General features: G+C 48.6%; 17 protein-coding genes, 1 tRNA gene and 1 pseudogene. 18 read left to right on the top strand and 1 reads right to left on the bottom strand.

The window, feature by feature from the left end:
• Nucleotides 1-2: 2 nt before the first annotated feature.
• Entirely contained in the window at nucleotides 3-560 is a 558-nt protein-coding gene (gene efp, locus WMO29_RS06690) for an elongation factor P (RefSeq protein ID WP_349164273.1), read from the top strand.
• 162 nt (nucleotides 561-722) lie between these two features.
• Here the strand turns inward: efp and WMO29_RS06685 are convergent.
• A tRNA-Arg gene (locus WMO29_RS06685) sits at nucleotides 723-795 on the bottom strand.
• 231 nt (nucleotides 796-1,026) lie between these two features.
• Here WMO29_RS06685 and WMO29_RS06680 point away from each other — a divergent pair.
• The 17 genes and pseudogenes from WMO29_RS06680 (at nucleotide 1,027) to WMO29_RS06600 (ending at nucleotide 23,241) form a co-directional block, all read left to right on the top strand.
• Nucleotides 1,027-1,917, top strand: a complete 891-nt coding sequence (locus tag WMO29_RS06680; protein WP_349164272.1) for a DUF5688 family protein — start codon at nucleotides 1,027-1,029, stop codon at nucleotides 1,915-1,917.
• Between the two features lie 117 nt (nucleotides 1,918-2,034).
• Nucleotides 2,035-3,090 carry an SH3 domain-containing protein gene (locus tag WMO29_RS06675; protein WP_349164271.1) on the top strand — a complete coding sequence of 352 codons (1,056 nt, stop codon included), beginning with the start codon at nucleotides 2,035-2,037 and terminating at the stop codon, nucleotides 3,088-3,090.
• A 96-nt stretch (nucleotides 3,091-3,186) separates the two neighbouring features.
• The gene (locus WMO29_RS06670) at nucleotides 3,187-3,627 is read left to right on the top strand and encodes a hypothetical protein (RefSeq protein WP_178038629.1); all 441 of its coding nucleotides are present in this window, start codon (nucleotides 3,187-3,189) and stop codon (nucleotides 3,625-3,627) included.
• 226 nt (nucleotides 3,628-3,853) lie between these two features.
• Entirely contained in the window at nucleotides 3,854-5,188 is a 1,335-nt protein-coding gene (gene gdhA, locus WMO29_RS06665; protein WP_349164270.1) for an NADP-specific glutamate dehydrogenase, read from the top strand.
• A 266-nt stretch (nucleotides 5,189-5,454) separates the two neighbouring features.
• On the top strand, nucleotides 5,455-6,195 hold the full coding sequence (locus tag WMO29_RS06660; RefSeq protein ID WP_349164269.1) for a pseudouridine synthase: 741 nt from the start codon (nucleotides 5,455-5,457) through the stop codon (nucleotides 6,193-6,195).
• A gap of 11 nt (nucleotides 6,196-6,206) precedes the next feature.
• Nucleotides 6,207-8,162, top strand: a complete 1,956-nt coding sequence (gene ligA / locus WMO29_RS06655) for an NAD-dependent DNA ligase LigA (protein WP_349164268.1) — start codon at nucleotides 6,207-6,209, stop codon at nucleotides 8,160-8,162.
• A complete protein-coding gene (locus tag WMO29_RS06650; RefSeq protein ID WP_349164267.1) occupies nucleotides 8,159-8,950 on the top strand; it encodes a Cof-type HAD-IIB family hydrolase in 792 nt (263 codons plus the stop codon). Before ligA ends, WMO29_RS06650 begins: the two co-directional genes overlap by 4 nt.
• Before the next feature lie 159 nt (nucleotides 8,951-9,109).
• Nucleotides 9,110-11,413, top strand: a pseudogene (gene glgB, locus WMO29_RS06645) (1,4-alpha-glucan branching protein GlgB); the annotation flags it as partial.
• Nucleotides 11,414-11,418: 5 nt separating this feature from the next.
• Nucleotides 11,419-12,318: a mechanosensitive ion channel family protein gene (locus WMO29_RS06640; protein WP_349164265.1), complete on the top strand. Its 900-nt coding sequence runs from the start codon at nucleotides 11,419-11,421 to the stop codon at nucleotides 12,316-12,318.
• Nucleotides 12,319-12,479: 161 nt separating this feature from the next.
• Complete coding sequence (locus WMO29_RS06635; protein ID WP_349164263.1) at nucleotides 12,480-14,075, top strand: xylulokinase; 1,596 nt, start codon at nucleotides 12,480-12,482, stop codon at nucleotides 14,073-14,075.
• A 204-nt stretch (nucleotides 14,076-14,279) separates the two neighbouring features.
• Nucleotides 14,280-15,677: a citrate synthase gene (locus tag WMO29_RS06630; RefSeq protein WP_178038636.1), complete on the top strand. Its 1,398-nt coding sequence runs from the start codon at nucleotides 14,280-14,282 to the stop codon at nucleotides 15,675-15,677.
• Between the two features lie 398 nt (nucleotides 15,678-16,075).
• Entirely contained in the window at nucleotides 16,076-17,089 is a 1,014-nt protein-coding gene (locus tag WMO29_RS06625; RefSeq protein WP_349164261.1) for a LacI family DNA-binding transcriptional regulator, read from the top strand.
• Nucleotides 17,090-17,245: 156 nt separating this feature from the next.
• Nucleotides 17,246-18,286 (top strand): tripartite tricarboxylate transporter substrate binding protein, encoded by a 1,041-nt coding sequence (locus WMO29_RS06620; RefSeq protein ID WP_349164260.1) that lies wholly within the window; start codon nucleotides 17,246-17,248, stop codon nucleotides 18,284-18,286.
• 30 nt (nucleotides 18,287-18,316) lie between these two features.
• Complete coding sequence (locus WMO29_RS06615; protein WP_349164259.1) at nucleotides 18,317-18,802, top strand: tripartite tricarboxylate transporter TctB family protein; 486 nt, start codon at nucleotides 18,317-18,319, stop codon at nucleotides 18,800-18,802.
• Between the two features lie 15 nt (nucleotides 18,803-18,817).
• On the top strand, nucleotides 18,818-20,314 hold the full coding sequence (locus WMO29_RS06610) for a tripartite tricarboxylate transporter permease (protein ID WP_178038640.1): 1,497 nt from the start codon (nucleotides 18,818-18,820) through the stop codon (nucleotides 20,312-20,314).
• Between the two features lie 16 nt (nucleotides 20,315-20,330).
• A complete protein-coding gene (locus WMO29_RS06605; RefSeq protein ID WP_349164258.1) occupies nucleotides 20,331-22,112 on the top strand; it encodes a sulfatase in 1,782 nt (593 codons plus the stop codon).
• A 19-nt stretch (nucleotides 22,113-22,131) separates the two neighbouring features.
• Nucleotides 22,132-23,241 (top strand): anaerobic sulfatase maturase, encoded by a 1,110-nt coding sequence (locus tag WMO29_RS06600; RefSeq protein WP_349164257.1) that lies wholly within the window; start codon nucleotides 22,132-22,134, stop codon nucleotides 23,239-23,241.
• The last annotated feature ends 50 nt before the right edge of the window (nucleotides 23,242-23,291 follow it).

Here is a 23,291-nt window from a genome sequence, read left to right as displayed (position 1 = left end):
GAATGATTTCAGCAGGAGATTTTAGAAACGGCGTTACACTTGAGATTGAAGGCAACGTATATCAGATCATGGAGTTCCAGCATGTAAAGCCGGGTAAGGGCGCAGCTTTCGTAAGAACAAAGCTGAAGAACATCATCAACGGCGGCGTGGTTGAGAAGACCTTCCGTCCGACCGAGAAGTTCCCGGCAGCAAGAATCGACCGTGTAGAGATGCAGTATCTGTACAGCGACGGAGACCTGTACAACTTCATGAACACCGAGAACTACGATCAGATCGCTCTGAACAAGGATGATATCGGAGATTCTCTGAAGTTCGTAAAAGAGAACGAGATGGTGAAGGTATGTTCCTACAATGGCAACGTATTTGCGGTTGAGCCGCCTCTCTTCGTAGAGCTGGAGATCACCGAGACCGAGCCGGGCTTCAAGGGCGACACAGCTACAGGCGCAACCAAGCCGGCTACTGTAGAGACAGGCGCAGTTGTATACGTACCGCTGTTCGTAGAGCAGGGCGACAAGATCAAGATCGATACCCGTACAGGCGAGTATCTGTCCAGAGTCTAAGTTATTAGATTGTAATAAAGTCAGTTCATATAAAAAGAGGAGTTTCGCGGAACGCGGGACTCCTCTTTATGTCTGGGATTCTATTCGATAGGGTATGTCCTATAGAGCAAAAAACCGCGCCGCTATCCCGAAGGACAGCGGCGCGGAAAACGTATAATGAAGTGCATCTGACTAGATTCGAACTAGCGGCACCTGGCGTCGGAGGCCAGTGCTCTATCCACTGAGCTACAGATGCATATCAGCTACCAATCTATATTACAACAAATCTTTCGCTGACGCAAGTAAAAAATGAAAAAAGTTCCAAAAGTTAAATTTTCATAAAACTCTTGCAAAAGGAAAAAGCTTCCAGTATAATGAGGGCATCTTCAAAATCGGCAGCGAATCGCTGCATCCTTCCCCGGGAACGAAAAAAAGATAAAAACACGAAAGAGAAGCATACGAAACGCAGTTAAGAAAGGAAAATATTATGAACTATCAGGAATTTGTGGGTTCCGTGACAGGCTTCCTTCGTGAATCTCTGCCCGGCGGAACCAGACTGCAGCTGATTCCACTGGAGAAAAACAATGGAATCATCATGGACGGACTCTCAGTACGCAAAGAGGGGAAACGGGTAGCGCCCATGATTTATCTGGATTCCTATTACAGGGAGTATCTGGACGGTAGATCCCTTCGGGGGATCTGTGATCAGATTCTGGAATGCTGTGAAGATTCGGACTTTGAGGAGCATTTTGACGTGGATTTCTTCCGGGAACCGGAACGGGTGCGGCCCACGGTGGCCTATCGGCTCATCAATTATGAGAAAAACCGGGAGCTTTTACAGGAGATTCCCCATCTGCCCTTTCTCGATTTGGCAGTGATATTCTACAGCCTGCTGACGGATACGCCTGTGGGACATGCCACAGTGTTGATTCGTAACAGCCATCTGGAGCTCTGGGGCAAAAATACATCCTGGCTCTATGAGGCGGCGAAGGAGAATACGGAAAAACTGCTGCCAAAGAGACTGGTCAGCATGGAGGATATGATTTACGAGCTGTCGGAAGGAAAGCAGGAGCCGGAATACGCAGGCGTCCCCATGTATGTGCTGACCAATAGCCGGAAATCCTTTGGGGCGGCCTGCCTGCTCTACGACGGAGTCCTGGGAGAATGCTTCCGGCGGCTGGAGGAAAGCTATTATCTGATTCCCAGCAGCGTCCACGAAGTGATTCTGATTCCGGCTTCCGCAGTGGGCGACAGCCGGGAGCTGTGCGCCCTGGTGCAGGAAATGAACCGGACCCAGGTGCGCAGTACAGAAGTACTGTCGGATACGGTTTATCTCTATTCGGAAGAGACAAGACGCCTGGAAATGATTGATTTTTGAAAAGCGTTACACAATTTCACAAATTTATCACAATTTACGGTTGCCTTTTTGGCTCAAGTTTGTTACAATCGATTTGTTACGAAAATGTTACAAAGTGAAAACTGCTTGGAGGCAACTATGAAATTTGATAATATAAAAGAACTTTTTGACAAGGAGAACTTCAGCGCCTGGGTAAACGAGCATAAGCGTCAGGTGGCCGTAGGCTGTATCGCAGCCTGTCTCGTGATTGCCGCAGGAGCCAGCGTCATCAGCAGCAGTAGCAGTAAGAAGACGGAAAACGCTGCTGAGGGAGGAACCGTGATGACCAGCGCAGTGCAGGATACAGAGGCGGCGGAGAAAACAGCCCTGGAAGAAGCGAATCAGCTGGAGCAGGACGCGTACCCGGAGGTCAATGACCTGGTGCAGAAGTATTATGATTACATGTCCGCAGGCGATGTGGATGGTCTGGCGTCCGTAGAGGATCAGATCAGCGAGGAGGAGCAGAACCGTATCCTTCGTTCCAAGGATCTGGTAGAAGGCTATCAGAATATCTCCTGTTACACCAAGAAGGGCCTGGAGGATGGTTCCTATCTGGTATTTGTATATTACGAGCTGAAGTTCGCACAGATCGATACCCCGGCGCCGGGACTTTCCCCGCTGTATGTCTACACCAACGACGAGGGTAATCTGGTTGTTTTCAACGGCGAGGCCAGCGATGAGCTGAACGCGTATGTGGAAAAGGCAGCTCAGGAGGACGATGTAATGGCGCTCCGTGAGGAGGTTAAGACCAAGTACGAGGAAGCCAAGGCAGCAGACGAGAATCTTGCGAAGCAGGAGGAACGTTATCTGAAGATTGCGCAGGATTCCACAGCAGCTGAGGAGAATACCGAAGAAGCGGCGCCGGAGGAGAATGCGGAAGAGCAGCCTGCCGAGGAAAACCAGGAGGAGGTTCAGGAAGAACCGGCTCAGGAAGAGGCACCGGCTGAGGATACAGGCAGCGCGACCGCCCAGAACCGTGCGACCCGGTTCAAGGAGAGCGTACGTCTCCGTGCGGACGCAAGCACCGACGCGGAATATCTGGGTACTGCATATCAGGGAGAAAGCGTTACACAGATCGAGAGTTATGATAACGGCTGGAGCAAGATCAGCTATAACGGCAAAGAGTGCTACTGCATGACTGAGTACCTGGAGTAAGCAAAGCCGCAAGACAAACGTATATTTTTTAAAAATCTCCACATTCTATGAGCGAAAGCCCAGGCGGACTTTCGCTTATGGAAAGGAGATTTTTTTATGCTTACGAACGCGGATTTGGCGGTGCTGAACGAGGCGTACCGCAGCAGTCGAAAAGGAGTGGAGACCATTAATACAGTCATCAGTAAGGTGTACGACGACGATCTGGCCCTGGATTTGAACCGGCAGGCCGTGCATTTTTTGGCTTTCGAGGATAAGGCGGCGGAAGAAATCCGAAAGGCAAGTGAACGTCCGGAGGGCGCTTCGGCGGTGGAAAAGGCGGCCAGCTGGACGGCACTGCAGGCCGGAACACTTCTGAATACAAGCACCGGACATGTGGCTGAGCTGATGATCGAAGGAAACGCGAAGGGAATCACCGATTTGATGAAGGCCGTGAAGAAAAATCAGGAGGCGAAGCGGGAGTATTGTGAGCTGGCAGAAGAACTGATGGATTTTGAGGAAAAGAATATCGAGTGCCTGAAAAATTATTTGGACGAGTAGCGATGGCTCAGTTTAAAACGATAAAATTTTAAGCAAAAAAAGAACGTCATGAAAAAATTTTTGGATTTTTTACAAAAAACGCTTGCAAAAAGAGTGCTGCGGTGGCATAATAAACCTCGACAAAGGCGTCAAAAAGAAGCGTGAGAAAAGAATTTCGCGTTTCTGTTTTGGACGCCTTTTTTTGTACTTAAAAATAAAAGGGAAACACACGAGGAGGAAACGAAAAATGTCTTATGTTGATGAAGTGATTGAGAAGGTTGTTACAAAGAACCCGGGCGAACCGGAGTTCCATCAGGCAGTCAAAGAGGTTCTGGAGTCTCTGCGTCCGGTAGTGGAAGCGCATGAGGAGCAGTACCGCAAAGAGGCAATTTTGGAGCGCCTAGTTGAGCCGGAGCGTCAGATTAAGTTCCGTGTTCCGTGGGTAGACGATAAAGGACAGGTTCAGGTGAACGTAGGTTACCGTGTACAGTTCAATAGCGCTATCGGACCGTATAAGGGAGGCCTTCGTCTTCATCCGTCCGTAAATGTGGGCATTATCAAGTTCCTGGGCTTTGAACAGATCTTCAAGAACTCCCTGACCGGACTGCCCATCGGCGGCGGCAAGGGTGGTTCTGATTTCGATCCGAAGGGCAAATCTGACCGTGAGGTTATGGCATTCTGCCAGAGCTTCATGACAGAGCTTTACAGACACATCGGCAAAGACACCGACGTTCCGGCAGGCGATATCGGAACCGGTGCAAGAGAGATTGGATATATGTATGGCCAGTACAAGAGACTGACCGGTCTCTATGAGGGCGTTCTGACCGGAAAGGGACTTTCCTACGGCGGTTCCCTTGCGAGAACGGAAGCTACCGGCTACGGACTTCTGTACTTCACACAGGAGATGCTGAAGGCAAACGGCATCGATATCGCAGGCAAGACCGCTGCAGTATCCGGCTCCGGTAATGTAGCTATCTACGCTATTGAAAAGGCAACTCAGCTGGGCGTCAAGGTTCTGACCTGCAGTGATTCCAACGGCTGGGTATACGATCCGGAAGGCATCGACGTAGCAGCCCTGAAAGAGATCAAAGAGGTAAATCGTGCCCGTCTGACCGAGTACAAGAAGTATCGTCCGAACTCTGAGTACCATGAGGGACGCGGCGTATGGAGCGTAAAGGTAGACCTAGCTCTGCCGTGCGCGACCCAGAACGAGCTGCTGCTGGACGATGCAAAGGCACTGGCTGCGAACGGCTGCATCGCAGTGGCTGAGGGCGCGAACATGCCGACCACTCTGGAGGCTACCCAGTACATTCAGGAGCACGGCCTTCTGTTCGCACCGGGCAAGGCGTCCAACGCAGGCGGCGTGGCTACATCCGCACTGGAAATGTCCCAGAACAGCGAGCGTCTGAGCTGGACTTTCGAAGAGGTTGACGCAAAGCTTCAGAACATCATGGTAAATATCTTCCACAACGCAGCAGACGCTGCAGAGCGTTACGGTTACGCAAAGAACTATGTAGTAGGCGCAAATATCGCAGGCTTTGAGAAGGTTGTAAATGCTATGTTGGCACAGGGAGTTTGCTAATCGTATCTATTTCTTGCTTCTGGCGGAAATATCCAGTATAATAGGCAGTGGTGAATGGATTTTAAAATCCATTTGCCACTGCTATTTTTTCGCGGGCAACGAGCAAAAGTCCGTGCTTGCACGGGACCTTGGCGGTGCTAAGCGCCGGTGGCGCTTGTTCAGCACCGACCGAAGTGGAACGTAGATGCCGCGAAAACTTGGGAAATGTGCAGAGCACATTTCTCATAGTTTCATGTCCGTAAAAAGATGTGGACAGGAGGAAAATTATGGAAGAAATTCGTCTGAATAAATATTTAAGCGAAGCCGGTGTATGCTCAAGGCGCGAAGCGGACAGACTGATCGAAGCGGGCAAGGTGCTGATAGACGGTGTCCCGGCTAAGATGGGACAGCGGGTCCAGCCCGGCCAGAAGGTCCAGGTGGGCGATACGATCCTGGGCGGGGAGAAAGAGGAGCAAATTCTGCTGGCGGTGTACAAGCCCCCCGGCGTCATCTGCACCACGGACAAGCGGGAGAAGCGTAACATCGTAGATTATGTGGGCTATCCCACCCGGATTTACCCCATCGGACGTCTGGACAAGGATTCGGAAGGGCTGATTCTCATGACCAACGATGGCAGCTTGGTGAACCGGATGATGCGCTCCACGAATCATCACGAGAAAGAATATCTGGTGCGGGTCAATAAGCCCGTGACTGACGCCTTTTTACAGAAGATGGCGTCCGGCGTGCGGATTCGGAAGGTGGAAAAGGGTGAGGTGCTCCTGGATGCCATGACCCGTCCGTGCGAAGTGGAAAAACTTGGAAAATGCAGCTTCCGCATCGTGCTGACGCAAGGGCTGAATCGTCAGATTCGGCGCATGTGTGAGACTCTTGGCTATCATGTGGAGCATCTGAAGCGTATCCGCGTGCTGAATATCGAACTGAAGGGCATGAAGCCCGGCACCTGGCGGAAGATTAGTGAGCGGGAAATGGCGGAGCTTCAGGAGCTTCTGAAGGACTCTAAAAATTAGGAAGACAGAACATGAACAATAATATAGAAAAAAAGAAGCGTCAGAAGGAACTGACGGAAAAACTGAACGCTGCGAGCCGGGCCTATTACCAGGAAGCCCGGGAGATCCTGAGTAATTATGAGTACGATGCGCTCTATGATGAGCTGGCGGCGCTGGAGAAAGAGACCGGCACAGTGCTGGCCGGAAGTCCCACGGCCCATGTGGGCTACGAGGTGTTAAGCGAGCTTCCCAAAGAGCGGCATGAGAGTCCGATGCTGTCCTTGGATAAGACTAAGGATCGGGATGCGCTTGCAGCCTGGATCGGCGAACACCGCACCCTGCTTTCCTGGAAGCTGGACGGTCTGACCATCGTGCTGACCTATCGGAACGGCGGGCTTTTCAAAGCAGTTACCCGTGGAAACGGCGAGGTGGGAGAGGTCATCACCAACAATGCGAGGGTCTTCAAAAATGTGCCCTTACGGATTCCGTTTCAGGGTGAGCTGGTGCTCCGCGGCGAGGCGGTCATCGGCTATCACGAGTTTGAACGCATCAACGAGGAGATTCCCGAGGCGGACGCCAAGTATAAGAATCCCCGGAACCTGTGCAGCGGCTCCGTGCGTCAGTTGAATAATGAGATCACTGCGAAGCGGAACGTCCACTTCTTTGCCTTTGCGCTGGTGCGGGCCGAGGGCATGGATTTTGAGAATTCCAGGGAGAAGCAGTTCCTGTGGCTGAAGGAACAGGGCTTTGATGTGGTAGAATATAAGGCGGTAACCGGTGCGACCCTGTCGGAAAACATGGATTGGTTTGCGGAGCACATCGAGAAGAACGAATATCCGTCTGACGGCCTGGTGGCTCTCTACGACGACATTGCCTATGGCGAAGCCTTAGGCAGAACCGCCAAGTTCCCCCGTAATTCCATGGCCTTCAAATGGGCTGACGAAATTCGGGAGACCACACTGAAAGAAATCGAGTGGAGCCCGTCCAGAACCGGCCTCATCAACCCGGTGGCCATCTTTGAGCCGGTGGAGCTGGAGGGCACCACCGTGAGCCGGGCCAGTGTCCACAACATCAGCATTATGCGGGGACTGGAGCTGGGCGTGGGTGATACGATAGAAGTATACAAAGCCAATATGATCATCCCACAGATTGCGGAAAATAAGACCCGGAGCGGCGTCCGGGATATCCCGGAGGTCTGTCCGGTGTGCGGCGGTGTCACGGAGATTCGGAAAACGAACGACGTGGAATCCCTCTACTGCACGAACCCGGAATGCCAGGCGAAGAAAATCAAGTCCTTCACCTTATTTGTGAGCCGTGACGCCCTGAATATCGAGGGACTGTCCGAGGCTTCATTGGAGAAATTTATCGGTCGGGGCTTTATTCACGAGTTCGCGGACATCTTTAAGCTGAGCGCCCATAAAGCGGAGATTGTGGAGATGGAGGGTTTCGGGGAAAAGTCCTACGAGAATCTGATGACTGGCATTGAGCGGGCCAGAACGACCACCCTTGCCAGAGTTATTTACAGTCTGGGCATCCCGAATATCGGACTGTCCGGCGCAAAACTTATATGCAGACAGTTTGAGGACGAGGTGGAGCAGGTGCTGGCGGCGGACGAGGAAGCTCTGGCGGCCATTGACGGCATCGGCGCAGTCATTGCCGGAAGCTTCGCAGAGTACTTCCGGGACGCGGAAAAACGGGAGCGTTTCGAGCGCCTGCTTTCCCGGCTGACCCTTGTAAAGGAGGAGGTATCCGGGGAGCAGGATTTGAAGGGCAAGGTCTTTGTGGTAACCGGAAGTCTGACGCATTTTGCCAACCGGAATGAGCTGAAGGATCAGATCGAGAAGCGGGGCGGCAAGGTGACCGGAAGCGTCACCGGCAAGACGGATTATCTGATCAATAACGACACGACTTCTTCCTCATCCAAGAATAAGAAGGCAAAGGAGCTTGGCATCCCGATTATTTCTGAGGAGGATTTTCTAAAGCTATGAGTGATAAAAAGATCGTATTTTTTGATATAGACGGAACCCTTTATGAATTTGAAAAGGGAATTCCGGACAGCGCGGTGGAGGGACTGAAACGCCTGAAGGAGAATGGACATATCATAATCCTATGTACCGGCAGACCCGTATCCTCGCTGTTTCCGGAGATACTCTGTCTGCCCCATGACGGCATCATAAGCGGCGCGGGAACCCGGGTGGAATTTGGGGATAAGGTGCTGCGCAATGAGTTACTGTCCAACGAGCTGCTGATGCAGACTGTACCGAGAATGGAAAAAAACGGATGCACAGCAGTACTGGAGGGACCGGAATATTTAAGCTGCCGGATGGATGGCGACGCCTTCGATTATTTTCGGATTTTGCTGCGGCTGAGAGACGATTATCCGGAGCGCCTGAAGGAGATGGAACTGATGACGGACCGGGCCTGCAAGATTACCGTGGCTATTAAAGACATGGAGGCCTTTGAACGAATGATTCCGGAGCTTTCACGGGCTTTTGAACTGGCTCGCTATGAGGACGAACCCTATACGGAAATGATGCCGAAGAATATCTCCAAGGCCGACGGTATCCGGATTCTTCTGGAGGAGCTGGAGATTCCGTTAAAGAACACCTATGCGTTCGGCGATGGACCCAACGATATGGAGATGCTCCAGTACGTGGAGTATGGTACAGCCATGGGCAATGCGGAAACGCAGGTACTGGAAACGGCGAAATATCGAACAGAAGGCATGTGGGAAGACGGTATTTATCATGCGCTGCAAAGATACGGCCTGATCTAAAAAAGTTCAGTACAGCCCGAAGCACTTGCTGCTGAGGGCGTAAGAAAGTGATTCAGGAGTGCAAAATCCCATCGGCGAAGCCGATTCTCATGGATTTTGCATTGTAACTGGTCAGGTACTGAACAGTTACAGGTTTTATCGCATAAGGAGGAGAAGGTTATGGACAAGAAGTTGTACGAGCTTATGAACTGGCCGCGGATTGAGGCCCTGGTGTATTCAGAGGAGGACGAGCCGCAGGAGATCCTGGGACCTCATAAAGTCAAGGGGGGAACTTTGATACAGGCTTTTCTGCCCACAGCAGTTCAGATGGAAGTAATCTTAAAAGATACAGGCAAGGCAGTGGAGATGGAAAAAACGGACGAGGAAGGCTTCTTCGCGGCGCTGGTTCCGGGCAGAAAGATTCCGGCGTATCATTTCCGGGTTACCTATGATAACAATACGGTGCAGGAGATGGAGGATATTTATCGATTCTCACCGCAGGTATTTACAAAACAGGATTTGGAAAACTTTTCCAATGGAATTCACTATACGATTTACGAAAAAATGGGCGCGCATCCCATGTCCATCGACGGCGTGGAGGGAACCTATTTCGCAGTTTGGGCACCGAATGCGGAACGCGTCAGCGTGGTGGGTGATTTTAACCTGTGGGATGGCCGCCGCAATCCCATGATCAAGATAAAAGAAGCAGGGATTCATGAACTGTTTATTCCGGGCCTGAAAGCAGGAGCCTGCTATAAATATGAAATCAAGACGAAGCAGGGGCTGCCGATGCTGAAAGCCGACCCCTACGCCAACGCGGCGGAGCTTCGTCCCAACACGGCTTCCATTATCACCGAGCTTGGCGGCTTTACCTGGACCGATGAGAAATGGCTGGAGCAGAGAAAGGCGACAGATTATAAGAAAGAACCCATGCTGATTTACGAGGTGCATCTGGGCAGCTGGCGAAAGCCGGAGCCGGACGGGGAAGACGAGCGGGAGTTTTATACATACCGGGAGCTGGCTCCCATGCTGGCTTCCTATGTGAAAGAGATGGGGTATACCCATGTGGAGCTGATGCCGATTATGGAGCATCCGTTGGATGAGTCCTGGGGCTATCAGGTGACGGGCTATTACGCCCCCACGGCACGCTACGGTACGCCGGAGGACTTTATGTATTTCATGAATTACCTGCATGAGCAGGGGATTGGCGTGATTCTGGACTGGGTTCCGGCCCATTTCCCGAAAGACGTCTTTGGCCTGGCGGGCTTCGACGGCACCTGCCTCTACGAACACTTTGATCCGCGGCAGGGAACCCATCCCCACTGGGGAACATTGCTCTACAACTATGGCCGTCCCCAGGTCAAGAACTTCCTGATTGCCAACGCGCTGTTCTGGACCGAGAAGTATCATGCCGACGGCATCCGTATGGATGCGGTGGCTTCCATGCTGTACCTGGATTATGGTAAAAATGAGGGCGAGTGGATTCCGAATATCTATGGCGGTAAGGAGAATCTGGAGGCCATTGAATTTTTGAAGCACCTGAATTCTATCTATAAAAAACGCAAAGACGGCGCGCTTCTGATTGCCGAGGAGTCCACGGCGTGGCCCAAGGTGACTGGCGATCTTGACCAGGGTGGCCTCGGCTTTGATTTCAAATGGAATATGGGCTGGATGAATGATTTCCTGGGTTATATGCACTATGATCCGGTATTCCGTGGCTACCATCACGGCGAGCTGACCTTCAGCTTTATCTATGCGTGGAGTGAGAACTTTATCTTAAGTCTCTCCCATGACGAGGTGGTTCATGGCAAGTCCCCCATGGTGGGCAAGATGCCGGGCGACCGGGATTCCCAGCTTAATAACCTGCGGGCAGCTTACGGTTTCATGGCTGTGCATCCGGGCAAAAAACTGCTCTTTATGGGTCAGGAGTTTGCCACCTTCGACGAGTGGAACGAGAAGGAAAGCCTGGACTGGGATCTTCTGCAGTATCAGGATCACAGCGATATGCGAGGCTTCGTGAAGGCGCTGAACAGCTTCGTGAAGGAGCATCCGGCGCTCTATGCGGGCGACTGCACCCCCGAGGGCTTTCAGTGGATTAACAATATCTCCGCTGATGAAAATATGCTGGTATTCCTTCGAAAAGCCGAGAAAGAGACACTGTTAGTCGTATGCAACTTCTCTCCGTTGGTTTATGAGAAGCATAAGATTGGCGTACCGTTTGAGGGAAAATATAAGGAAATCTTCAACAGTGACAGTGAAAAGTTCGGCGGTACCGACGTACGCAATAAGCGGGTGAAGACGTCGAAAAAATCCGAGTGCGACGGCTTCGAGGATTCCATTGAGATCACAGTTCCGCCCATGGGAGTGGCGGTGTTTACCTGCACCGAGGAGAGGCTGCCGGTGAAGGGAAAAAAGCCGGCGGGAAAGAAGGCGGCAGGAAAAAAGACAGCAGAAAAACCGACAGCAAAGAAGGGACGTGCTAAGAAGGCATGAGATGGTTAGCGACCGTCGCGGACTCTCCGGAGCTTGCGACACAGATTACCGAAAATATAGAAAACGTAACCCAGCAGATCAGCAAAACCCAGGAGTATCTGGATAAATATCTTCCGGTGGCTATCGGCTTCGGGCTTCGGCTTCTGCTGACCGTTCTTTTATTCCTTGTGGGCAGCAGACTGATCAAGCTGGTCCGTAAAATTGTCCGTCGTTCCATGGAGCGGGCGGGAGCCGATGTGGGCGTGACCCAGTTTATGGATTCCCTGATCCGGGTACTCCTGTATTTTCTGCTGGTTATGTTTCTGGCAGATGGAATCGGAGTGGATACCACCTCGGTGATGGCCTTGGTGGGTTCCGCAGGTCTGACTATCGGTCTGGCCTTCCAGGGAAGCCTTTCCAATTTTGCGGGCGGCGTACTGATTCTGCTGATCAAGCCCTTCAAGGTAGGGGATTATATCATCTATACCTCCGCCAACCTGGAAGGAAAGGTGACCAAGATCGAGATGTTTTACACGACCTTACTGACGGTAGACAATAAAAAGGTCGTGATTCCCAATGGCACGCTTTCCAACAGCAGCCTGATTAATGTGACGGCGGAGGAAAAGAGACGGATCGACATTGTGGTGGGTATCGGCTATACCGCCAACCTGAAGCTGGCCAAAGAAGTCTGCCTGAATCTGCTGGCCGCGCAGCCCGCCGTCCTGCAGGATCAGAATAACATGGTTGTAGTAGACGACCTGGCGGACAGCTCTGTGAATCTGAAGATCTGCTGCTGGGTGCAGGCAGAGGACTACTGGACCGTCCGGTGGGATCTGATGGAGAAGATAAAGACAGCCTTTGATGAAAACGGAATCGAGATTCCTTTTAACCAGCTGGATGTAAATCTGAAACAGTAGCGGACAGGAAAAAAGCGAGGAATAAAAGCAATACAACTTTATGCAAAAAGTTGTATTGCTTTTATTTTTTCTCATTGACGAGTTGTGCAAACTGATGTATAAATAGAGTAGATGTTCGTTTTGAAACGGCAAATACACGAATAATAGTGGAGGTTAAGAGTGTGAATACAGTAAAAGATGCTATTTTAAATGGAAAAACATCCCTTGGTATTGAGCTGGGTTCTACCCGAATCAAGGCGGTACTGGTGGATGGCAGCTACAAAGCCATTGCAGTAGGAAATTTTGACTGGGAAAACCAGCTACACGACGGCATCTGGACCTATCCCCTTAGTCTGGTCTGGAAGGGACTGCAGGGCAGCTTTGCTTCCCTGAAAGAGGACGTGAAGGAAAAATACGGCGTAGAGCTTACCAAGGTAGGTTCCATCGGAATCAGCGCCATGATGCACGGCTATCTGGTATTTGATAAAGACGGAAAGCAGCTGGTGCCCTTCCGCACCTGGAGAAATACCATTACCGGTGAGGCTTCCCGGGAATTGACCGAACTGTTCCAGTACAATATTCCCCAGAGATGGAGCATTGCCCATCTGTATCAGGCGATTCTGAACGGCGAGGAGCATGTGCCGGAGATTACTTTTATGACCACGCTGGCAGGCTACATTCATTGGCAACTGACCGGAGAGAAGACGCTGGGCGTATGTGAAGCCTCCGGTATGTTCCCTATTGATACGGCGACCAAGCAGTTTAACGAGGAAATGCTGGATAAGTTCCAGGCAAAAATAGCGGATAAGGGCTTTGGATGGAAGATTCGCGAAATCCTGCCGAAGGTACAGAATGCGGGAGAGCAGGCAGGCGTGCTGACGGAAGCAGGCGCAAAGCTTCTGGATCCTTCGGGAACTCTGGAGAGCGGCATTCCCATGTGTCCGCCGGAGGGCGACGGAGGTACCGGAATGGTGGCCACCAACAGCGTAGCCCAGAGAACCGGTAACGTATCCGCAGGTACCTCTGTATTTGCCATGATCGTATTGGAGCATGAGCTGAAGAAGGTACATCCGGAGATTGACCTGGTGACCACCCCGGACGGCAGCCTGGTGGGTATGGTACACTGCAACAACTGTACTTCCGACCTGAACGCATGGGTAGGCCTTTTCAAAGAATTTGCCGAGAGCTTCGGCATGAAGGTAGATATGAACGAGCTCTTTGGAACCCTGTACCGTAAGGCCCTAGAGGCAGATAAGGACTGTGGCGGCCTGCTGGCATACAACTATTTCTCCGGAGAGCATCTGACCGGCTTTGAAGAAGGAAGACCGCTCTTTGTCCGCACCCCGAACGCCAAGTTTAACTTGGCTAACTTCATGCGGGTACATCTTTACACCGCCCTAGGCGCGCTGAAGACCGGACTGGATATCCTGTTCAAGGAAGAGGGTGTAGAGGCGGACGAGGTCATGGGGCACGGCGGACTCTTTAAGACAAAAGGCGTGGGCCAGAGCATCATGGCGGCAGCCATGGACGTACCGGTGACTGTCATGGAAACTGCAGGCGAGGGCGGCGCATGGGGCATCGCGCTGTTGGCAGCTTACATGAAGGAGAAGAAGGAGGGCGAGAGTCTGGGCGATTACCTGAACAACCGGGTATTCGCAGGCGAGAAGGGCGAAACCCTTGCCCCGGATCCGGAGGATGTAAAGGGCTTTGACGCGTTCCTTGCGCGTTACACAGAGGGATTGGCTATCGAGCGTGCGGCGGTGGATCATCTGAAATAGACAGTAAAACTTAAAACAGGGTGAAAATTTTACAGCGAAAAAGAGGAGACTGTCTGCGCAGCTCCTCTTTTTTTAAACGGGATTATTACTTTCTGGGGAATCTGGTCTTGCCATTCAGATACTTTTTCGCTATAATTGAATAAAATGTCCGCTTAGTGTAGATATCCGTTGTTCGGAAGCGGACGCCGAGGAGGATATGAGAAAATGAAGAAAGATGATGTGCTGGTAGATGAGAAATTTAACAAGCTGGTAGAATACAGCAGCCGTTCCGGAAAAATCGACGTGCGGCTGTATGCGGATTATGATGTGAAACGGGGTCTGCGTGATTCCGGCGGAAAAGGTGTCCTGACCGGACTGACGGAGATTTCCGATGTGGTTTCCTTCGGCTATATCGATGGAGAGCGGGTTCCCATCGACGGCGAACTGTACTTCCAGGGCGTCAATGTGGAGGATCTGATCCGGGGCGAGGCCAACCGCCGGTTTGCCTTCGAGGAGGCAACCTATCTGTTATTGTTCGGAAAGCTGCCCACCAGACAGCAGCTTCATGAATTCATTGATTTGATCGGCATCTACCGGGAGCTTCCGGAGACCTTTGTCCGCGATGTTATCATGAAGGCACCCAGTTCCAATATGATGAATACCCTGCAGAAATGCGTGCTGACCATGTATTCCTATGATCAGAACCCGGAGGATATCTCCATCCACAATATCCTGAAACAGTCTCTGCAGCTGATTGCCCAGTTCCCGCTGTATTCTGTCTACGGTTATCATGCGTACCGTCATTATCATCTGAATAAAAGCCTGATTATCCGGAATCCGAAACCGGATCTGTCCACAGCGGAGAATATCCTGCGTCTGCTTCGAAAGGACGGCCAGTATACGGAGCTGGAGGCAAAGGTGCTGGATGTGGCCCTGGTGCTGCACGCAGAGCATGGCGGCGGTAATAACTCTACCTTTACGACCCACGTTGTTTCTTCCACCGGCACCGATACCTATTCCGCAGTGGCGGCATCCTTAGGTTCCCTGAAAGGTCCCAAGCACGGCGGCGCGAACCTGAAGGTGCAGGAGATGTTCAAGGATATCAAGGCCCATGTGACCAACTGGCGGGATGAGACGATGATTGAGTCTTATTTGCAGCGGATTCTCCGAAAAGAAGCCTTTGACCGGGCAGGCCTTATCTATGGTATGGGGCACGCGGTCTACACAGAGTCTGATCCCCGTGCGGTGATTCTGAAGGAGTACGCGAGAAAGCTGTCCGAGGAGAAGGGCCTGGAGGAGGAGTTTAACCTCTACGAGCGCGTGGAGCGTATCGCAGGCGACTGCCTCATGTCAGGCCGCAGACTCTTAAAGCCTGTCTGCGCGAATGTGGACTTCTACAGCGGCTTTGTATACAGCATGCTGGGTCTGCCGGAAGAACTGTTTACCCCGATCTTCGCGATTTCCCGTATCTCAGGATGGAGCGCGCATCGAATCGAGGAAATCGTCAATGCGGGCAAGATTATCCGTCCGGCTTACAAGTATGTGGGGCACCATGTGCCTTATCTCGATCTGGATGAGCGGGAGAGCGCTTATGCGGAGGAAGAAGAGAATAAAGAAAAATAGATTATAGGCTGTGTACAGCCGTAACAAATAAATAGTGCTTCGGAAACACGCAGATTTTCATGCTCCTCGCAGGCGGCTTATACGCATCTGACCGGCCAACTCGGACCCAAGGGTCCTCAAACAGGGCCTCCTTCAGATGCTGCCAGCCTGCTCGTCCCTACGGAAAATCAGCTAACGTTTCCGAAGCACTATTTATTTGTTACGGCTGAGATGAAGGTCATTGAGAAATACAATAAAATGTAGAGGTCTATCTCGGCTGAGATAAGGGGGATAAAAAGGCGAAGTGCATAAAAGTGCGGATTGATAATTGTGATATTTGTTAATTGACAGAAAACAGATTCGGAACGTATAATGTAGTCAATGAATGAAGCGCTTCATTTTTGGAGGTGATAAAAGGTATGGCATCCTATAAGCAGATAGCGGAACGGACCGGACTATCATTTGGAACAATTTCTAATGTTTTAAACGGAAAAGGGTCTGTAAAAGAAGAGAATGTAAAAAAGGTATATGAAGCTATTGAGGAGTTGGATTACCGTCCTAATTATCAGGCAAAGGCGCTGGCTTCAGACAGTGCGAAGCTTTTGGGTGTTATTGTTCCTTCCATTAACGATGTGAGAGAGACAGAAGTGTTCAGTTATATGGAAGAGTTTGCAAGATCGAAGGGATATCGGATTATGCTTTCCACTTCGCATAATTCTGCGAAGGAGGAAAAAAATCAGTGTGAAATTATGTTGAGCAGTCAGGTGGATTGCCTGTTTATTATGCCTTATTCCTCAGAAAATAAGGAATATTTCCGTCGACTTTCGGAACAGATGCGCGACCGGATTATTTTCATTAACCGATATCTGGAGGATGTGGATATTCCATTTACAGTTGTGGACAATGATTACGCAGCCATGGAAATGATTCAGTATATCTATAAGATGGGACATCGCAAGGTTACATTCCTGGATTTGAAGGATCGAGGGATCTCTTCTGTTCGGGATCGCCGGAAGGGTATTATCCGATGGTCTGCGGAAATGAATATGGAATGTGAAATTAAGGAGATAGAGAGCACGCTTGAGGATGAGGTAATGATTGGTTACCAGTACGCAGAACAGGCGATTCGGAATCAGGAGCTTCCAAAGGTCATTCTTGCAAGGGATGACGCTATGGCAATTGGAGTTTACAGCGCCTGTATGCAGTATCAGGTAAGTGTACCCGAAACGGTGTCGATTGTAGGCTTTGGAAAGTATTATTCTGATTATATGACGCCGAAGAAGCTGACAACATTTAATCGAGATTTTAAAAGTCTGCTGAAGCAGGCGACGGATATGTTTCTGGCGATTACGAATGGTGAGACAGAGCACATACAGAGAAAAATTTTTATAAAAGGATATATGGAAAATGGAGCAACCGTTCAGAAAGTATAAAATTTTCGCTTCAAAAATGAAGCGCTTCATTTTTGAAATATGAAAAAGAAAGGGAGGATAGAGGTAATTAAAACAGAAGGTACTAAAAACAGAAGGTACTAAAAACGGAGTAACAAAAAGGATTGAAAAGTAAAAGAAATGTATGGAGGTAAGAAAATGAAAAAGGCACTCGTATTTTTAATGACAGCCGTGATGGCACTGAATGTCTGTGCATGTGGCGGCAAAGCAGAAACAGCAAAACAGGAGACAGCAGAAGAAAAAACAGTTGAGGAAGAAGCGGCAGTAGATACAGCTGCTCAGGAAGAGGAGGCATTTAAGCCGGAAAAGGATATCTCTTTTATCGTTGGCTTTGACGCAGGTGGAACTGCAGATATCCCGGCAAGAATTGTCGCGAAATATATGTCAAAATATGCGGGCGTAAATGTGGTAGTCAGCAACATTACCGGTTCAGGAGGACAGGTAGCGGCAGAACAGGTAAAAGCGATGGAGCCGGATGGTTACACTTTGCTGCATGTTCCGGTCGGATATTATCTGCAGGCAGCGCTTGGTAACGCTGATTTTACGTATGAGGACTTTACTCCGGTCACAATGTGGTGTGATTCCTGGGTAGCGCTGGCGGTTAAAGCAGATTCACCATACGAAACTTATGAAGATTTTATTTCCGCAGTTAAGGAGAATCCGCAAAGCATCCGTATGGGTACCGTGTCAGGAACGCTTCCGCAGCTGGCGGCACTGGCAATACAGAAAAAAGAAGATGTTGCTTTTAAGATGACAGATCTTGGAGTAAATAATAAAGCGACGGAATTGATGAGCGGACGAATTGACGCCTACATTGATGGTGTAGGACAGTTATCCCAGTATGTGAAGTCCGGTGACTTCCGTTTGCTGATGGCATTTGCTAAGGATGATACAGTAATTCCCGGATTTGAAGATCTGCCGTCAGCGGAGAGCCTGGGATATACAGACTTTGATTATCTGCTTCAGTCCTTTGGAATGTGGATGCCCAAGGGAACAGATGAAAAGATTGTACAGTACTATGCAGATTTGATCAAAACCTGTTCGGAAGACCCGGAGTGTATAAAGGAACTGAATGCGTTGGGATATGGAGCACGCAGTGAAGACCCGGAAAATTACGCAAACATCTGTGAGAAAGTACAGACAAAGACCAATGAGGCGGTTGCAGATATTTTAAATTAACCGTATTCATACAGAAGATGGAGGACTGGCATGGGAGAATTAGTGTTTTTGGCGTTGCTTTTAGCAGTGTGTACTCTGTTTTACGGAATGAGTTTTGACTTTAAAACCAGTATTCTGGATACTTCTGGCGGGGCCGCTTTGTGGCCCCGGATTGTAATTATTTTTTTGGTTATGATTATTATAATCCGTGGAATTCAGGTAATAAAGGAGAGGGACAGAAAACAATTTGTATTTAAAGAGCTGTTTCAGGGAAGCAGGCTGTTTTTTCTTCTCTCCCTGTTTGGATATGTGATTCTGTTCCGATATGCAGGATATCTTATTTCTACGATGCTGTTTCTGCTGATTACGATGAATATATTTTATAAAATTACAAGAGATAATTTCGGAAGTATGCGCTCTATTATAGTCAGAAATGGGGTTGCTGTTGCGTTTGTATTTGGATGTAATTTCTTTTTTGCGGAAGTTGTTCATATAGCACTGCCGCAGGGAGCAATTTGGTCTGCGTTGTTAGGTTGAGAGGAGGAGTAAAATATGTTTGTTGAGGTTTTACAGAATGTATTGAACCCTTCCAGTCTGCTTTTGATTTTGACGGGCGTTGTGTTGGGCAATATTTTCGGAGCAATTCCGGGTTTGAATACGCCAATTGCAATAGCGTTGGTGCTTCCGATTACGATGATTATGGATCCGGTTCCATCGGTATGTATTCTGATGGGAATCTATATGGGCGGTGTTTCGGGAGGACTTATATCTGCAGTGTTGTTGAAGATCCCTGGAACGGCAGCGGCGGTGGCGACTGTTTTTGACGGGTATCCGATGGCAGAAAGAGGAGAAGGAACAAGGGCGCTGACGATAGGTGCGTTCGCCAGCTTCTTTGGAGGTATTTTCAGTTCCGTTATGCTGCTGATTCTTGCGCCGCTTTTGTCAAAAATTGCGCTTACATTTGGACCGTGGGAATATTTTGGAGCGAGTATCCTTGCCTTATCATTGGTTACGGTTCTGGCAAAGGGAAATATGATTAAGGGTTGTATTTCTCTGGGAATCGGTCTGTTGGCCTGCTGCGTAGGTCAAAGTCCCATCGATGGTGTTGCATACAGATATTCCTTCGGAAGCATGTATTTGAGAAATGGTTTTGCTTTGGTAGCAGTGGTAATCGGTGTGTTCGCGCTTCCGGAGATTATAAATAATGCGGCGAGACTGAAGGAAATTCCGGTAGTAAATAAAGTGGAAAAGAAATTTTTTCATATGTTGGATTTCCAAAGTATAAAAAAGAATATCCGAACGCTGCTTCGTTCATCTGTTATCGGAACGGTGATAGGAATTCTTCCGGGATTAGGTGGAGGACCGGCAGCATTGGTATCTTATGCTGCTGCAAAAAAAGCTTCTAAAACGCCGGAAGAATTTGGAAAAGGCTGCGAGGAGGGAGTGTTTGCTTCGGAGACTGCGAATAACGCGACAACTGGTGGAGCGCTGATACCGCTGTTATCACTTTCTGTACCGGGAGACACTGCTACCGCAGTTATGATGGGTGCATTGGTAGTTCAGGGAATCGCTCTGGGGCCTAAATTGAGTATTGATCAACCGGTATTATTCCGGACCATCATTTTGGCAGTTTTCGTAGCGAACATTTTTATGTTCCTTTATCAGGCGTCTACATTAGGATTAATGGCGAAAATTCTTCAGGTACCTAAAATGTATTTAATGCCATATATTGCAGTCTTCTGCATTACCGGAATATTCTGTCTGAATTCCAATGCGTTTGATTTGTATTATACAATGGGCTTTCTTGTGCTGGGCTATATACTTGACAAAAACGGTTATCCGATTGCCCCGTTGATTCTGGGAATGATTCTGGGCAAAAATGTAGAGGAAAATCTGCGCCGCGCGATTGTATATTATGAAAGCTTCGGTAAATGTGTATTTCGGATGTCGGTGGGAACTGTTTTATTTGCAATTGCTGTAGCGGTTCCGGTTATCGTACTCGTAAAAGAAGCGAGACGCATACAAAAAGAAAAGATGACGCGGAGATAGAAAAGGAGATACGAATATGCGGGCAATAATGGTTATGTTTGATTCGCTGAATCGCCGCTTTTTGGAGCCGTATGGGTGTGATTTTAATAAAACACCGAATTTCAGCCGACTGGCAGAAAAAACGGCCTGTTTTGATAATTTTTATGTGGGAAGCCTGCCGTGTATGCCTGCGCGCAGGGATTTACATACCGGGCGATACAGCTTCCTGCATAGAAGCTGGGGACCGATGGAGCCCTTTGATAATTCCATGCCGCAGATTTTAAAAGAGCATGGAATTTTTTCCAGACTGGTCAGTGACCATGGACATTATTGGGAAGCCGGGGGCTGTACCTACCATACAATGTATTCCAGCTGGGAATGCAAGAGAGGGCAGGAAGCGGATCCGTGGGCACTTCGCACGGACGAACCGCAAATTCCGGAGCATGTGCCTACCATGAGGGAGTTTACCCATCCGGAATGGTGGCGGAACAACTGGTGTAATCGGGAATTGTACCGTCAACGGGGAACATGGCCTATGGACAGTGTGTTTGACGATGGACTTGAATTTTTAAAGCTGAATGAAAAGCATGATAACTGGTTTTTGCAGATAGAGACCTTTTCACCACATGAACCCTTTGATGTTCAGGAGGAAAGCGATCCGGAATATAAAGGACCTCATTTTGACTGGCCTCCCTATGCTCCGGTAACGGAGACAAAGGAACAGGTTGAGCATATACGAAAAAGATATGCAGCAGTCTTATCACAATGCGACAGAAATTTAGGAAGAGTACTTGACTTTATGGATGAGCATGATATGTGGAAAGATACCATGCTGATTGTGAACACAGATCATGGATTCCTGTTAGGTGAAAAAGACTGGTGGGCAAAATCGGTAATGCCGTGTTATAATGAACTGGCAAATATTCCGTTTTTTATATGGAATCCGAAAACTCCGGTTCAGGGTGAGAGAAGAAAGGCGTTATGTCAGACAATAGATATACCAGTGACCCTGTTAGACTTTTTCGACATTCCGGCTGAACAGGAAATGCAGGGAAAATCTTTAAATTCTGTATTGAAATCGGATGAAAAGCTTCGAGATTATGCTTTGTTTGGTTTTCATGGTTCTTTCGTAAATATTACAGATGGAAGATATCTTTATATGCGGGCTTCTGCCTCTATAGGAAATACGCCGCTAAACGAATATACCCTGATGCCTGCGCACCAGGAAAATCTGTTTACGCCAAAGGAATTAAAAGAAATTGAAATATGCGGCCCGCTCTCTTTTACAAAAGGGGCGTGTCTCATGAAGATTCCTGTTCAGAGCAGACTGGCGAATGCAACTTTTTGTAATTCTTTCCAGTATGGAAATCTGTTATTTGATTTGCAGGAGGATCCGGAACAGCTTTGTCCCTTGGATGATGCAGAACTGGAGGCAAGAATGATCCGGGCATTAATCGCTAAGATGCAGGAAAGTGATGCGCCGGATGAGCAATATGAACGCTTGGGGCTTCAAAAAGATGTTGTGTATAGCCCGGAACTTGTATTAAGCGAACGCGCGAAAAGACCGGGTTTTGAGAGTTTTCCCGTTACGAAGGACTATCAGTGGGAACCAGACGCTAAGCATATTTTCATAGGAATGCTTTCGTTAATAGGGGAAGAACGTCTGGAAGAATATTTTTCAGCATTAAGGGATGTAATGGAGCAGACAGGAGACAGCATTGTAAAACGGAAGCATTTTGAAATGCTTGCAAAAAAATTCTATTCAAAAGATGAAGGTAAAATTTTTTATTTTATTAACAAATTAGCAAGAATTCGATAAGAGATAAAAGAGGTAAAAAATGCCGCCTGTTCATATTATGATAAAACCGGTATCCGGATTATGCAATATGCGGTGTTCCTATTGCTTTTATGCAGATGAAATGGAACACCGCAGCGATAACATGTGTAAAAAAATGTCAGAAACGACGCTGGAAAATGTTATAAGGAAAAGTCTGGAATTTGCGGACGGTTCCTGTACATTTGCTTTTCAGGGAGGAGAACCCACCCTGGCCGGACTGGACTTTTATCAAAAACTTTTGGAAATTGAGGAAAAATACAATACAAAAAAGGTAAAAATCGAACATGCGTTGCAGACGAATGGCTATGCCCTGGATGATAAATGGTGTCATTTCTTTGCGGAAAACAATTTCCTGGTGGGATTATCCGTGGATGGTATCAAAGCAACGCATGATGCTTTTCGAAAAGACGCAAGCGGGAATGACACCTATTATCATGTCCTGGAAAAGGCAGAATGTTTAAAAAAGGCAGGGGTACAATTTAATGTACTGACCGTTGTGAACAGCAAAACAGCCCCTAAAATCCGACGCATCTATGAACAGTACAGAAAGCTGGGATTTTGTTGGCAGCAGTATATAGCCTGCCTGGATCCCATAGGAAAACTTCAAGGAGAAAAGGAGTTTTCCTTAACGCCGGAATTATACGGGAACTTTTTAATTGAATTGTTTGAATTATGGGAAATTGATTTGAAACAGGGAAAACAGCCCTATATCCGTCAGTTCGAAAATTATATTTCCATATTGCTGGGCTATATGCCGGAGGCATGTGAGCAACGGGGAATTTGCAGTTTTCAAAATGTGGTAGAAGCAGATGGAAGTGTATATCCCTGTGATTTCTATGTGCTGGATGAGTACAACTTGGGAAATTTAAACGAAAATAGTTTTGAAGAAATTCAGAAAAAAAGAAATGCAATTCAGTTTGTAGAGAATTCCTGTAATCATTTATCAGAATGCAAAGAATGTGAGTATTTTTTCATATGCAGGGGAGGGTGCCGGAAACACAGAGATAATATGGGAGTGATGGACGGGAAAAACAGATTTTGCCAGTCATACCGAATGTTTTTTGATGCCTGCTTATCACGGATGGTAGAGATAAGTAAAAGATGCAGATGAGATTGTTTCCTTAAGCAGGTCTGATTTTATGCATTGAAGCATAGATTACA

Source organism: Laedolimicola intestinihominis (assembly GCF_040096155.1).
GTDB classification, from domain to species: domain Bacteria; phylum Bacillota; class Clostridia; order Lachnospirales; family Lachnospiraceae; genus Laedolimicola; species Laedolimicola intestinihominis.
The sequence above is the reverse complement of the archived record's forward strand: the minus strand, read 5'-3'. Positions and strand labels throughout refer to the sequence as shown.